The 13,625-nt window shown below is 50.1% G+C and carries 17 protein-coding genes; 15 read left to right on the top strand and 2 right to left on the bottom strand.

The window, feature by feature from the left end:
- Position 1: 1 nt before the first annotated feature.
- The 9 genes from ABID13_RS08865 (at position 2) to ABID13_RS08825 (ending at position 6,254) form a co-directional block, all read left to right on the top strand.
- Positions 2-574 (top strand): hypothetical protein, encoded by a 573-nt coding sequence (locus ABID13_RS08865; RefSeq protein WP_002593034.1) that lies wholly within the window; start codon positions 2-4, stop codon positions 572-574.
- An 8-nt stretch (positions 575-582) separates the two neighbouring features.
- Entirely contained in the window at positions 583-1,326 is a 744-nt protein-coding gene (locus ABID13_RS08860; protein ID WP_002593035.1) for a hypothetical protein, read from the top strand.
- Between the two features lie 21 nt (positions 1,327-1,347).
- On the top strand, positions 1,348-1,641 hold the full coding sequence (locus ABID13_RS08855) for a hypothetical protein (RefSeq protein WP_007868010.1): 294 nt from the start codon (positions 1,348-1,350) through the stop codon (positions 1,639-1,641).
- Complete coding sequence (locus ABID13_RS08850) at positions 1,638-2,045, top strand: hypothetical protein (protein ID WP_002593036.1); 408 nt, start codon at positions 1,638-1,640, stop codon at positions 2,043-2,045. Before ABID13_RS08855 ends, ABID13_RS08850 begins: the two co-directional genes overlap by 4 nt.
- Positions 2,038-3,168 (top strand): baseplate J/gp47 family protein, encoded by a 1,131-nt coding sequence (locus ABID13_RS08845; RefSeq protein ID WP_002593037.1) that lies wholly within the window; start codon positions 2,038-2,040, stop codon positions 3,166-3,168. The genes ABID13_RS08850 and ABID13_RS08845 overlap by 8 nt, the downstream gene beginning before the upstream one ends.
- A 10-nt stretch (positions 3,169-3,178) precedes the next feature.
- Positions 3,179-3,991: a hypothetical protein gene (locus tag ABID13_RS08840; protein ID WP_002593038.1), complete on the top strand. Its 813-nt coding sequence runs from the start codon at positions 3,179-3,181 to the stop codon at positions 3,989-3,991.
- Entirely contained in the window at positions 3,991-4,353 is a 363-nt protein-coding gene (locus ABID13_RS08835; RefSeq protein WP_002593039.1) for a phage tail-collar fiber domain-containing protein, read from the top strand. Before ABID13_RS08840 ends, ABID13_RS08835 begins: the two co-directional genes overlap by 1 nt.
- 12 nt (positions 4,354-4,365) lie before the next feature.
- A complete protein-coding gene (locus ABID13_RS08830) occupies positions 4,366-4,875 on the top strand; it encodes a hypothetical protein (protein ID WP_235845120.1) in 510 nt (169 codons plus the stop codon).
- 383 nt (positions 4,876-5,258) lie between these two features.
- A complete protein-coding gene (locus tag ABID13_RS08825; RefSeq protein ID WP_002593041.1) occupies positions 5,259-6,254 on the top strand; it encodes a tyrosine-type recombinase/integrase in 996 nt (331 codons plus the stop codon).
- 405 nt (positions 6,255-6,659) lie between these two features.
- On the opposite strand, the gene ABID13_RS08820 is transcribed toward ABID13_RS08825, so the two are convergent.
- Entirely contained in the window at positions 6,660-6,872 is a 213-nt protein-coding gene (locus tag ABID13_RS08820) for a hypothetical protein (RefSeq protein WP_157045611.1), read from the bottom strand.
- Between the two features lie 512 nt (positions 6,873-7,384).
- The gene (locus ABID13_RS08815) at positions 7,385-7,708 is read right to left on the bottom strand and encodes a hypothetical protein (protein WP_227138288.1); all 324 of its coding nucleotides are present in this window, start codon (positions 7,706-7,708) and stop codon (positions 7,385-7,387) included.
- Positions 7,709-7,798: 90 nt separating this feature from the next.
- Here ABID13_RS08815 and ABID13_RS08810 point away from each other — a divergent pair, with 90 nt between their 5' ends.
- The 6 genes from ABID13_RS08810 to ABID13_RS08785 all read left to right on the top strand — a co-directional run bounded on the left by ABID13_RS08810 (position 7,799) and on the right by ABID13_RS08785 (position 13,600).
- Entirely contained in the window at positions 7,799-7,975 is a 177-nt protein-coding gene (locus ABID13_RS08810) for a hypothetical protein (protein WP_002593043.1), read from the top strand.
- Positions 7,975-8,427: a hypothetical protein gene (locus ABID13_RS08805; protein ID WP_002595063.1), complete on the top strand. Its 453-nt coding sequence runs from the start codon at positions 7,975-7,977 to the stop codon at positions 8,425-8,427. The genes ABID13_RS08810 and ABID13_RS08805 overlap by 1 nt, the downstream gene beginning before the upstream one ends.
- A 4-nt stretch (positions 8,428-8,431) precedes the next feature.
- Complete coding sequence (locus tag ABID13_RS08800; protein ID WP_002593045.1) at positions 8,432-8,578, top strand: hypothetical protein; 147 nt, start codon at positions 8,432-8,434, stop codon at positions 8,576-8,578.
- A 258-nt stretch (positions 8,579-8,836) separates the two neighbouring features.
- Entirely contained in the window at positions 8,837-9,475 is a 639-nt protein-coding gene (locus tag ABID13_RS08795; RefSeq protein WP_048929113.1) for a hypothetical protein, read from the top strand.
- A 251-nt stretch (positions 9,476-9,726) separates the two neighbouring features.
- The gene (locus ABID13_RS08790; RefSeq protein WP_048929112.1) at positions 9,727-11,364 is read left to right on the top strand and encodes an ABC-F family ATP-binding cassette domain-containing protein; all 1,638 of its coding nucleotides are present in this window, start codon (positions 9,727-9,729) and stop codon (positions 11,362-11,364) included.
- A 112-nt stretch (positions 11,365-11,476) separates the two neighbouring features.
- Entirely contained in the window at positions 11,477-13,600 is a 2,124-nt protein-coding gene (locus ABID13_RS08785; RefSeq protein WP_048929111.1) for a substrate-binding domain-containing protein, read from the top strand.
- The last annotated feature ends 25 nt before the right edge of the window (positions 13,601-13,625 follow it).

Below are 13,625 nucleotides of genomic sequence, written 5' to 3'. Positions count from 1 at the left end.
AATGCTGTACATAAAGGATACATCCATGCTGGTGGCGGGGGTGGCCGTCCCGGGCCTCGTAAAGAAGCTGGAGATAACCGGGGCCGCCGTGATTGACGCGGTGACGGATGACAATAACGTGACCCTGGGCTACCAGCCCAATGGGTACGAACCGCTGAAGATGAATGTGGACCTGCTGCTGGAACCCAGTGCCGGGGAAAGCGTTGAGGGCATGGTGCAGACCATCCAGCTGCTGTTCAAGCCGCCGGGGCAGACGGCTGCCATACCGCTGCCGGTGGTGAACAGCCAGGCCGCAGCCTGCGGTCTGAACCTGGTGTATTTTAAAGGAATCGACCTGTCCAAGAAGACGGAAAACAGTTATGGGGAGGCAGCGCTGGAATTCTGGGAGTGCCTGCCGGTCACCGTGCAGACCAAGGCGGCGGGAAGCGGGAAAAACGCATCCTCCGGCAGCAAGGCAGGGACGTCACAGGCCCAGGGAATCAGTACCGGCTACCAGGAATACCTGAACACACAGAGAGGCCAGGCCCCCAGGATTAAGGATAAGACATCGGAGAGCCCGGCCCGGGATACATAGGAGGTAGCATGGCAGAACGGAAACTGATTACGCCACGGTTCCGGATAACCGTTGGGGACCAGGTATTCACGCAGGGAATCCGTGTGGAATGCCATTCCAGCCGGAGGGAGCAGTGCAGCTGGGCCACCTTGGAATATGACCCCGGTTATGCCGGGCTCCTGGACCTTGCATCCATGGCCCCGGCCCAGGTGGAACTGGGCTATGACGGGGATTATGACACGCTCTTAACCGGATACATGGCGGACGGCCAGGCATTGGGGCCTTACCGGATACTGGACGATACACTGTTCCTGAAACGGACCTACGTAAAGGAGACCTTCCTGGACTGCTGTCCGCAGGATATCATCCGGTTCGGCCTTGGAAGGGCCGGGATTGCGGATTACCGCCTGTCCGATACCATGTACCCCAAAAAGGATGTGGTCCCGGTCCCGCGCATGAATGTGGCGGAGCTTATCCAGGAGGTGGGCCGGGTCTGGGGTCTGGAGGCATCCTTTTATTTCCGGTCCGGCCGGTTTTTCTGGGGGACCGGGGAAGAGCAGACGCTTATCTATGTACTGGAGGAAGGGAAGAACATCCTTTCCTTCAACCAATGGAACGGCGGTAACGAAATCAAGACCATCGGGGTCCCGTGGATTCACCAGGGAGAGCGTATCCGGATAAGACACCGGAAGTTTGACGGGGAGGCCCTTGTGACCTCGGTCCGGGTGAAGGCGGATGAAACGGGAAGCGTGAGGATGTATGTATCATTTTAGCTGGAAGGAAGGGGATTCAAAATGGCCGGTTTTCTTGACGAATTTGTCAAACTGACGGTGAATGAGACCATAGGGACAGACTATCCGCATATACGCCATCCGGCCCTGTACCAGGCAAAGGTGATGGAAGGGACCGTGAAGGATGGGGCATCGTATGTGACGCTGCGGCTGCTGAAGGAAAACGGGGAGACGGATGAAGCCTTTCCCGCGATTCCTTATATAAGGACGGAGCAGGTCCTGAAGAAAGGGGATGTAGTGGCAGTCGGGCTTTTATATGGGCAGTGCCGGCCGTACATCCTGGGGAGATGCTTATGATACTGACGGAAACGGACCTGATGTTAGACGATACCGGGCAGCCGGTCCCCCTGGCATCGGGAGAGGAAGCACTGGCGGGCGGCCTGGACTGTTTCCTGCAGGACATCCGCCTGGAGGCCCTGACCATGGAGGGGGAATGTTTTTTTGATTCCGATTACGGATGGTCGCTGTTGGATTTCTGCCACCGGGAGATAGGCGAACTGGAGGAGCTGCAGATAAAGAACCGGGTCACGGAAAAGTTAAGGAAGCGGGATGAAATCAACCCGCACAGCATTGGGGTTGGCGTGTCCCGGATGGGGGATGACATAGTGAACATCCATGTGGGATTTAAGATTGCAAATGAGGATGTGTCCTATCAGATGGACCTGGAACTGGACGGGGCGGAGGTGAAACTCGTTGATTGATGAAAGCATTCTGGATGAAATCATACCGGTCCCTGATGCCGATACAAAGATGCAGGAGCTGAAGGAGGAGCTGGCGGCGGAAGGGTTTACCATCACCAAGTGGGGCAGCGGAGGCGTCTTTTACTGGCTGACACGTATCTGCGTGCAGATACACATCGAGCTGCTCCGTCTGGCGCGGACCATCCTGAACAACCAGTTCCTGCGGCATGCGGAAGGCAGGTGGCTGGAACTGAAGGCGGCGGACTTTTCCAAGTTCCGGAAGGCGGCGACCCGGACCCAGGGATATGTGACCCTTGTCAGGTCCGATTACGGGCAGGCCCTGACCGTGACGAAGGGACATATGTTCAAGACGGCCCCGGACATCAACGGGGATGAGCTGGTCTACTACACGTTAGAGGATACGGTGATACAGGCCGGCCAGGCGGAGGGCAGCGTGCTGGTGGAGGCGGAAGCGGCCGGAGCGCGCTACAATGTGAGTGAGGACCAGATAAGGGTAAGCATGATATACCTGGAGGGCGTGTCGCAGGTCACGAACCGGCAGGGATGGATATATTCCGAGGGGGCAGATGAAGAGAGCGAAGCCGGCTTACGCAGCCGGACCCTGTCCAGCTGGGAGGAACTGTCCACCAATACCACATCGGCCAAGCTGAAGGCAGCCGTGGAGGCCATCCCGGGTGTGATGTGCGCCTACATTGATGACCAGCATCCAAGGGGGCAGGGAACGGTGGATGTGATTGTGGTGGGGACGGCGGGGGAAGCCAGCGAGGAGCTGGTGCGCAAGGCCCAGGCGGCGGCGGACCAGCTGAAGGATAATTACGAGGACTACCTGGCAAAGTCCGGAACCATCACCTATCAGGATGTGGACATCACCCTGTACCTCAAACAGGGGGCAGGGGTGACGGATGTGGAGGAAACGGCCCGGTCCCTGATAGCGGGGGCCATGTCCCTGTCCAACCGGACGGACTTCAACTTATTCTTACAGGATGATATCCGGTATGTGCTCCGCCAGAGCATACCGGACTACCGTAAGACCGTATTCACGGCCCCCGCAGTGGATGTGGAGCTGCCGGCCGGGAATGTGGTCATGCTGGGGAGTATCACGGTCAAGGTAAGGAACACATAGGAGGGACGCCATGCTGGAGACATTCGGGGAATATATGTATTATCTGCTGTCCACGCCCTTCAAACAGGCAAGGAAGGCCAGGAACCAGTGGTATATCTATTTCAAAGTGACCGGGCGGCTGTTCGATGAAAACAAGACCATGCTCCGGCGGGCACGGGAGGAAGGCATGGTAAGGACAGCCAGCCCACGGATGCTTCCGGAGCATGGCCTGGACCGGAAACTGACGCGCTATGAGGGCGAAACCTGGGAAAACTTCCGGGTACGGCTGATGATGTATGCAGACACCTGCCGGCTTGGCGGGACGGAGGTGGGCACGCTCCAGGCGGTGCGGTCCCTGGGCTTTACCGATGTGGAGATGGTGCCGGCGTATGAACTGGAGGGCAGCCGGGAGCACTGGGCGGAATTTTATGTCATCCTGTCCCGGGATATAGATGATTCCTTTGACCTCGGCCATGATATCATCCGCCGGGAGGTACGGCGGGTAAAGAAGGTAAGCGGGCTGGACCGTTACCGTTTCCTGTACCGGATTCAGGACGCAGGACTGGAAGAATGCATCCGCCCCCATGACATCCTGATACGGGCGGAGATGCGCTGGTATAACAATAACATCCTGAACGGGGAGCACGACAACGATGGAAGCATCCATCATGACAATGTGATTGGAAACCACCTGCCCTACCTGCACATACGCAGCCGGATGGAGGAGGATGAGGAGGGAAGGCTGACATGTACAACCTGGCATCACTGGAGAATCCATGATGGGAGCACGTACAATGATGGAGCCAAACATATGGATGCACAAGTCATAGAGGAGGAAATCTGATGGCAAGTACAACGATAACCAAGTTGAGTAAGAATAAGATACTGAAGGCCAGGGCGGGCATCAAGGCATTGCCGGCAGTCACACAGATGGCATTTGGGAACGGCGCGGACGGGACGCCATCAGAGGATGATAACACCTTGAAAAACGAGCTGTTACGGAAGGACCTGAGCAGCATCGAGCAGGTGACGGACACCAACTTCCGGTATATCTGTACCTTATCCAGGGAGGAACTGGCCAACACGTCCATCAATGAGATGGCATTGTGTGATGCGGAGGGTGACCTGGTGATGATACGCACCTGTTCGGACAAGAACAAGGATGATGACGAGGAGATGACCTTTGCGTTTGACGATATCTTTTAGGAGGCAGGGAAGATGGCGAATTTTGAGATAAATGAAGAACAGGCGGCGCTCATCCGGGAGTTGAGAAAGCTGGAAACCTCAGACCCGGTCCACGCGGATGTATACAATGCCCTGTTCGGGAAGCTGATTAACAATGATGCATTCCTGGAGCGGCTGGCAAACAAGATGATAGAAAAAAGCATGTTGTGCCATGTGCTGGACAGCGTCAACACACAGCAGGTCCTGGCAGCGGATGTGGGACCCAAAATCACGAAGATAACAGACGGGCTGCAAAAAAGTATTAGTGGGCTCAATACGGATTTAAAATTACTTGCTTCATGTTTTAACTTTGAAAAAGTAGCTATAATACAGCCTTTTTTCGATGATGCAGACCAATCATTCGGTTTTCGCTCCTATTACAATATGTCGATGGCAGCAGGCTACGCAATACATTTCTACTACAGTGGCGAGAAACGTATTACATTGCGATTTTTAGATACTGATGGTACCTGGAAAGATTCATGGACTGGAAAGTTGCAATAGCTTAAATGATTATTCACCACCATTTTTTCATGAACAGCGCATCTGCCGAAATACCCTGCGGGATTATTTTCTGCTCATTTCGGTCATTGCCCACGAAACAAGTCAGGATGTTTGAAGATGACGCTATGTAACATGCGTATGCAACGTTCCCATTGCTTTTTACATTGGTAACACATAGAAACATATATCCATCTGGTACAGTAATCGGTATACGTATCTCCTGTCCACCATTAGGCGCAAGAGTTATGGATTGTGAATATGTAAATGTTTTTATAAGCAATGGGTTAATTAAATCCGTATTGCGCACAGTAAAGCAGTCTGGTGCTGCCAAGCCTCCTATCATACAATAAAGATACCAAATTTATTGTATGGAGGTAGAACAAATGGATGAAGTAAGGTTAAAAGATGAGCTTATGGCCAGGTTGTCCAATGAACTGGACCGGCCTGCGCTGCAGGTGATTGACGGGGCACTATCGTCAGTGTTGCGAAACTACGAAATATCCAAAAGGGAAACCGGGTTGAGTACCAACATAATCAGCTTTCCAGAATTGGATATTTTCATCGGGAAAATCAGGTTTGAAAATTATTCGGTTAGTACAGTCAATCAATACCAGCGTTTTTTGACGGACTTACTGATTTATGTAGGTAAGCCAGTACAGGAAATCGCGGGAGAGGATGTGGTGGAATGCCTTAATTATTATGAGCAGGCTAGAAAGATTAGCTCCAGCACCAAAGACCACAAACGGCGCATTGCAAGCTCCTTCTTTACTTTTCTACATGAACGAGGCTACATCTCAAAAAATCCTATGTCCACCGTGGACCCAATCAAGTATGTAGCAGAAATACGGGAGGCATTGACCAGCCGTGAAGTAGAGAAACTGCGTATTGCCTGTGGAACCAATATCCGTGACAATGCAGTTCTGGAGCTGTTCCTGGCAAGTGGTTGTCGTGTCAGCGAAGTGGTCAGTATGCGGGTAGAAGATATGGACCTTCAGGCGGGATGTGGGAAAGTATTAGGAAAGGGAAAGAAGGAGCGCATGGTGTTCTTTAATGACCGTGCGATGGAATATTTGGAACGATATTTGGGGGACCGTAGGAGCGGGGCTGTGATACTATCAAAAAGGGCACCTTATCAAGGATTAAAGAAGAATGCCCTGGAGAACATTATCCGGAAGATTGCAAAAAAGGCAGGGCTGGGTAAGCGGGTATTTCCGCATTTGCTGAGGCACACATTTGCCACGCGTGCATTGAACAAAGGTATGCCGCTTCCAACATTATGTGATTTGATGGGGCATTCGAGTGTAGAAACCACCAGGATATATGCAAAAAATGGTGCCGGAAAGATTAGATATGAGTACGACATGTATGCTGCATCCTAACTCTTAAAATCTGACAGGATTTTTTTGGCCTGCCAGATGGGAGGCTTACTTAAAGTACGCTTATGGGGGATGTTGAGCACAGTTATAATTATATAGAATTGTTATGCGTGCTATATTTTTGCATTTCCGGGCATAATACGGATTTAAGTAACAGGTTTGCGAGCAGAGTTGCTGACTGCAATTTCCTTACTGAGGGTAAAAGCGAGACGGTAGTAATGGCAATTTGGGATAATAATACACTCAATACACCATATAAGCAGGGAGTCAGTGGATTTGGTAATGGCTTTGTTATCGGTATGTCTCTTGAGCTTGCCTGGGCTATTCAGGTTGCTTTTGCAGTGTCAGATACTAACTTGTTTGTCCGAAGTTATACTCTTGCTGGAATCGGTTGGACCGGTTGGCGAACTATATAATTGAAAAGGAAAGACATCCTGCATACCTCCCTGCACCACAGGGATTTGCAATGATATCCTTTTTATTTAAGTAAAACGGCATAGAAATGTCGCCGTTTTCCCAGCCTGTAATGCGCCCGTGCCTGACGATTGTTGATTCAGGCAGTCCGCTTACAATCAGCGTGTTTATTGCTGTAATCTGCTTTACAGTGATATCAAAATCCACAAAACACGTACCGTTAAGGACTTTGTATACCACGGTTCCAGCACTTACCCAATCCGAATTAATGACGGCATCCCCAGAATATGCCTTAACAATTCCATGGTCTGATAAATCCGTATTGTACACAGCAACTAAAATGAATAAAAATGAGTTTTTGATGAATTAACATACTGATGTGCGCAATACGGATTTAACAATGAGTGCAGTCACACTGATTGAAGATATCATAGATTCTGAAATAACGGGTGAAATATACTATCGTGTAAAATCAGGCATATGCTACATAAGGTGCCGGATTATTACGCCATCTGCTTCTGCAAGGGAAAACGTGCTTATTTGTAGTGGGATGCCTAAATCTGCCATAGGACAAAGCCGCTACTGCTCGAACGGTATAGGAACTGCTGCTATAGGTGTGGTTTACATTGATAATAATTCGACCGAACTGAAGATTAATTTGTCAGGCCAGGCGGGGAATGGATATGTTTCCTTTTCATATCCCATTAATCAATAAATGATTATTTTGATGTTATCATGAAAGTTCCAATCATAGTGATTTGACTATTTGCTGCTAATGTTTGATTAGTGTTAACATTCCCGTTCACGGCTATGTAAACAGCCTTTTCATTATGCTTTATATCCCATGCTATAGTATGTTCTGCTACCTGCCTTTTGAATTTGAGTAAACATGTGTATGGACTAGCATCTTTTAAAATATCAACTACTACATAACTGTGTACCAATAGTCCATAAGTACAGATAGCGCCAAAATCAGTATGTATTTTTGCATAATCTGTATCTTCAAACCAAGATGCACTAGGAAATTCTCTTTTATAATTCAAATCCGTATTGCGTGATACTATGCACTGATTTTTATCATTTATATAACCACAAAGTCTAAATATTTATTCAAAAACAAGGAGGACAAGATTATGTCAAAACAGAAGAAAGAAATAGGACCGGATTTTGCAGAAAAGCAGCCAACTCCATATCTGTATGATGCGCCGGCAAATGTACCATTTCCGGGAAAACATCAAAGTGGTAAAGGGGGACCATCTGATTGCAATAACAACGGTATAGATGATTCAGAAGAAGAGGAGGAAATGTGATGTCAAGATTGGTCACTATGACAGGAATATCCGTTCCAGTTTTTAATGTAATAAGGAACCAAAATGTTCCATCCCTAGAAGTTCAAATATTACAGTCTCAGGCCCAGGAAATTGACCTGTTGAAACTTTTCAAGACAGAGAGTGAGCTTTCTACACTTACTTTGATGTCAGACCAGGGAATCCTCGAAAATCAGTACATGAATTATTCTAAGTTAGATACATATAACATTCAGAATGATTATATTGTTAAAGAAGCTATAGGGGGCTGGTCAGCTATTGTGGATGAAGAAGGCCATACCGTTTCAGAAGAGGTGACGGCAGAGCCAGCTCTAATTGATAATCTGATTACAATAAGGCTGTTGAAAAAAAGTGATTTAGAACGTAAGGTAGATAATAACGTGCAGTTGATTGATGCCATGTCAGTAGCACTTGCTCAAATAATGGGAGGTTGACTTTATGGAAGCATGGAAGAAAGTAATATTCGTTAATTCAATAAAAGTAAGACTTCAAAATGGAGAGGGAAGTGCGGAAGAGATAATTAACTCCTATGCGAAATTGACGGATAGCGAGAAGGAAATTCTTAAAGCAGAATTCTCAAAATAAGTGACAAAAACGGGAGCTTGAAGAGAACTATTTCAGGCTCCCGTTTTCCCAAAATATTTTGCCAAAAATGTTGAGAATTTTTGCCAAAAATGTTGGGCGCGCACAGGGAAGGTGGTAAGAAAAACGCAGGATATGCGGTGCGGATAAAGGAAAAATAATAAAGGCTTAAGGGAAATTTCATTGAAATTTTTTAATGCAGGTGTTAAGCTTCATTAGTAATCTGGAGATTATACCATAAAGACGGGAGGAACAAATATTATGAAGAGACATTCATTGATCATAGCAGCAGCGGCCATAGCAGTATCGGCTGCACTGGCCACTGCGTGCACCAGGAAGCCGGCGGTGGAAACCGCGGAGACAGTGACCACCCAGTCGGCCGGTGAGGAGGAGACCACTAAGGCCCAGGAGACCACCACCCAGGCGGAGGAGACCACCCAGGCCCAGCCGGAACAAAAGGAGATGCACCACATGCTTCAGGGCACGGTCACCAAGGTGACCGGGGACGGTTCGGTATTTACCCTTCAGGCAGATGACGGAAAGGACTATGACATCAGGCAGTCTGAGATCCGGGATGTGGAGGTTGACATTAAAGAGGACGTTCATATCGCCATTGCATATATCGGGGAACCTCTGGGTGAGCTTAAGGATGTGATCCTGGTTGTGGCCCTGCCTGAACAGGAGGAGTGGAGCATTCTCACGGAGAAGGGTGTGACCACGGCCAATGCCATGAGCAGTTTTTCCATGAAGACCGATGACGGGCAGGAGCTCAGCTTTCTCAAGGACAACTGCCCCATTGAGGACGGCGCCCTGGCCGGGGACAGCGGGGATAAGGTAAGGGTTACCTATGTAAATTCCCAGGGTGTGAATTATCCGGTGGAGATCCGCTCAGCCAACTGATGGACCTGCGGATCACAGAGCCTATGGGGGATTAAAATCCACCCCTGGGCGGATCGGACAAAAGAAAGGGAATAAATGTATCAATTTGCGAAAAACCCTTGCAAAATAAGCATTTTCCCTGTACAATCTGATATTGAGTAAACAGCGTGAAAGAGGGGCCGGATATGACCCCTCTTTTGATGGACATAGTATTAATACCGTATCCCTAAGGGGTACAGCATTAAGATCAGATGTAAAGAAAGGGCAAGAACATGATTAGCACAAGCAACATATCCCTTCGTGTGGGCAAGAAGGCATTGTTTGAGGAAGTAAACATTAAATTTACCGAGGGCAACTGTTACGGACTGATTGGCGCCAATGGAGCGGGAAAGTCAACATTCTTAAGGATCCTGTCAGGTCAGCTGGAACCTACCAGCGGAGATGTGATCATCACTCCGGGGCAGCGTCTCTCCTTCCTGCAGCAGGACCATTTCAAATATGACCAGCATACGGTTCTGGATACGGTCATTATGGGAAATGCAAGACTGTATGAGATCATGAAGGAAAAAGAAGCCATCTATATGAAGGAAGATTTCACAGATGAGGATGGCATCAAGGCAGCCGAGCTGGAGGGGGAATTCGCCACCATGAACGGCTGGGAAGCTGAGTCCGATGCGGAGAGCCTGTTAAACGGCCTTGGCGTGGAGACAGAGCTGCACTATGCGCAGATGGGCACCCTGTTAGGCGCACAGAAGGTAAAGGTACTTCTGGCACAGGCATTGTTCGGCAATCCGGACATCCTGCTCCTTGACGAGCCTACCAACCATTTGGACCTGGATGCCATTGCATGGCTGGAAGAGTTCCTGATCAACTTTGAGAACACCGTGATCGTGGTATCCCATGACCGTTATTTCTTAAATAAAGTATGTACCCAGATCGCGGATATTGACTATGGCAAGATCCAGCTGTTCGCAGGCAACTATGATTTCTGGGTGGAGTCCAGCCAGCTGATCGTAAAGCAGATGAAGGAAGCCAACCGCAAAAAGGAGGAGAAGATCAAAGAACTGCAGGAATTCATCCAGCGCTTCTCTGCCAATGCCTCCAAGTCCAAGCAGGCAACTTCACGTAAGCGCGCTCTGGAGAAGATCGAACTGGATAATATCAGGCCCTCCAGCCGTAAGTACCCCTATATTGATTTCAGGCCGTTCCGTGAGATTGGCAATGAGGTCCTTACCGTGGAGCATCTTTCCAAGACCATTGACGGTGAGAAGATCCTGGATGATATTTCCTTTATCCTGGGCCGGGAGGACAAGGTGGCCCTGGTGGGACCGAATGAGAGAGCAAAGACAGTCCTGTTTAAAATCCTGGCAGGAGAGATGGAGCCGGATGAGGGAAGCTACAAGTGGGGCCTTACCACATCCCAGTCCTATTTCCCCAAGGATAACAGCGCTGAGTTTGACAATGACGATACCATTGTGGAGTGGCTGACACAGTACTCTCCTGAGAAGGATGTGACCTATGTCCGCGGGTTCCTGGGCCGTATGCTGTTTGCCGGGGAAGACGGGGTGAAAAAGGTCAAGGTTCTTTCAGGAGGCGAGAAGGTGCGCTGCATGCTGTCCAAGATGATGATATCCGGCGCCAATGTTCTGCTGCTGGATGAGCCTACGGACCACCTGGATATGGAGTCCATTGATGCCCTTAACAGAGGCATGATCAAGTTTTCGGGTGTGATGATATTCTCCTCCCGTGACCACCAGATCGTACAGACAACAGCCAACCGTATCATGGAGATTGTAAGCGGCAAGCTCATTGACAAGATTACCACATATGATGAGTATCTTGACAGTGATGAGATGGCACGTAAGAGATTTACCTTTACCATTACTGAGAGTGAAGAGGCAGATGATTAATAAAAAGGGATGGGAGGCAGGATGGTTATCCTGCCCCTTTTCTGTTTTTCCATCGGACTGCGAAATTCAGCCAAAATGAAGGTGTCAGTGCGCTGGGAGGAAAGGAGCGCGTATGAGGAACAGGTATGTCAGGCGTGTGGCGGGACTGTGCGCCGCCGCCTTTGTGCTGTCATCGGCCGGCTGCGGCATGGGCAGGGACAGGATCGGCCAGGAGGCCGCAGTCCAGGACCAGTCCGGGAACCAGGAGGATACAGGGGCATCCGCAGGGGAAAAGGAACCTGGGGACCGGGAAGTCCGGGAAACAGAGCCTGCTTTCCAGGTGGGAACATTGGGGGATGACTATCTCCTTCCCCATGCCGGGGAGCATGTGTACACCCAGGAGGAACTGTCCGGGATGACGGCAGAGGAACTGCGTTTGGCCAGGAACGAGATTTATGCGCGGCATGGGCGCAGGTTTAAGAGTGATGACCTGAACCGGTATTTTTCAGGTAAGTCCTGGTATCAGGGCACCACGGACCCTGACAGCTTTGACTCCGGGATCCTGAACCAGAATGAGAGGGATAACCTGAGGATGCTCCAGAAGGCGGAGGAGGGGAAGACCGTGTGCGTGATCCCCAAAATCGGCATGGAGGAATTTCCAAGGATCGATGGTTCCACGGCCACCCTTCCCCTGTCCCAGGCCATATACCGCATGGCTACCGGCGCCACGGAGCAGGAAGCCGAGGCTGCCGTGACCCATGGAAAGACCACTGCGGCGTGGATATCCCTGATCCGCGGCGGGGATGGGCAGGGATGGGGAGCGGATCTTGTGATCGCCTATGAGCCCAGCGACCGGGTGGACCAGGAGCTGAAAGAAACCGGCGTAAAGATCATCAAAAAGCCCATTGGCAGGGATGCCCTGGTATTCCTGGCCAACAAGTCCAATCCGGTCCGGTCCCTTACCCGGGAACAGATGGTGGATATCTACTCCGGCACCATAAAAAACTGGAAAGATGTGGGCGGCAGGGATAAGGCCATACAGGCGTTTCAGCGCCCTGAGGATTCAGGAAGCCAGAATATGATGGATAAGCTGGTGATGAAGGGGAAAAAGATGGCGGATGCCCCCAGGGATTATGTGGTGAGTGAAATGGGAGAGCTTTTGGAGGAGGTTTCCTCCTATGATGACACCGGGGATGCCCTGGGCTATTCGGTGTATTATTACGCCAGGAACATGTACCAGAAGCCGGAGCTTACCTTTATGGGCATAGACGGCGTGATGCCTTCCAGTGAAACCATACGGGATGGCAGTTATCCCTATGTCAATGATTTTTATGCGGCCATAAGGGCGGATGAACCCAAGGATTCCAAGGCATACCAGCTCTTTGAGTGGCTTACCGGTGATGACGGACAGTCCCTGATAAACGGTCTTGGATATGTGGGCATCAAGGATGCATCCAAGGAACTGCCCCAGGAGCTTGGGGAATCCGGTGGGAAAGCAGAGTTTGATGCCTCCATACCGCTCCCTGAGGGAAATGTGATCCTGGCCTCGGGAAGTTATCTCTACGGGGAAAACGGGATTGCTGTGTTTGATTCCAGAATGCGCCTTCTGCAGTTCATGAGCCATGCGCAGATGTGGGATTCAGACCAGTTTATGGAGTGCAGCAGGGACGCGGTCATTTCCGTGTTAGACAGCCGGACGGGAGAGCACAGTGATTATTCCGTCAGGGAAAACCGTTTGATCGGCCGTACCCGGGATCAGAACGGGGATGGAGAGCCTTCCGTCTATGATCTTGTCACAACCTTTCCAGAGGACCATCCGCAGCTGCTTAAACAGTATGGCGTCACCCGGGAACAGGTTCGGACCTGTTATTACTGGGACAGCGCAGACCCTGTTATCTGCATTACAGAGGGAAATGCGGAGCACTACTATGATGCCTACGGCAGGTTTTTGCTGGACTTTGACATGGAGGGAAGAACAGAGGAAGAACTGCCTTACAGATATGTGGTCCCGGTGGATGAGCACACGGCCTATATAAGGCTGGACAGCCGGCAGGGGGAATCAGGCCCCATGGAGCCGGAATACAGGATATACCGGGATGGTATACTCTTTAAGGAACTGGCAGATGATCAGAATGGGGACATATATGATATCAGACCTGATTTTTATACCAGATCCAGCGGAAATTACCTGTATTTTTATAATTACCAGGATGAGCCCTGCGCCAAATTCCTGTATGGATATTATGGCAATGACTGACACTATCACTAATTTAGGAGGAATT

The sequence above is a fragment of the Enterocloster citroniae genome (assembly GCF_040545455.1).
GTDB lineage: Bacteria > Bacillota > Clostridia > Lachnospirales > Lachnospiraceae > Enterocloster > Enterocloster citroniae.
The sequence above is the reverse complement of the archived record's forward strand: the minus strand, read 5'-3'. Positions and strand labels throughout refer to the sequence as shown.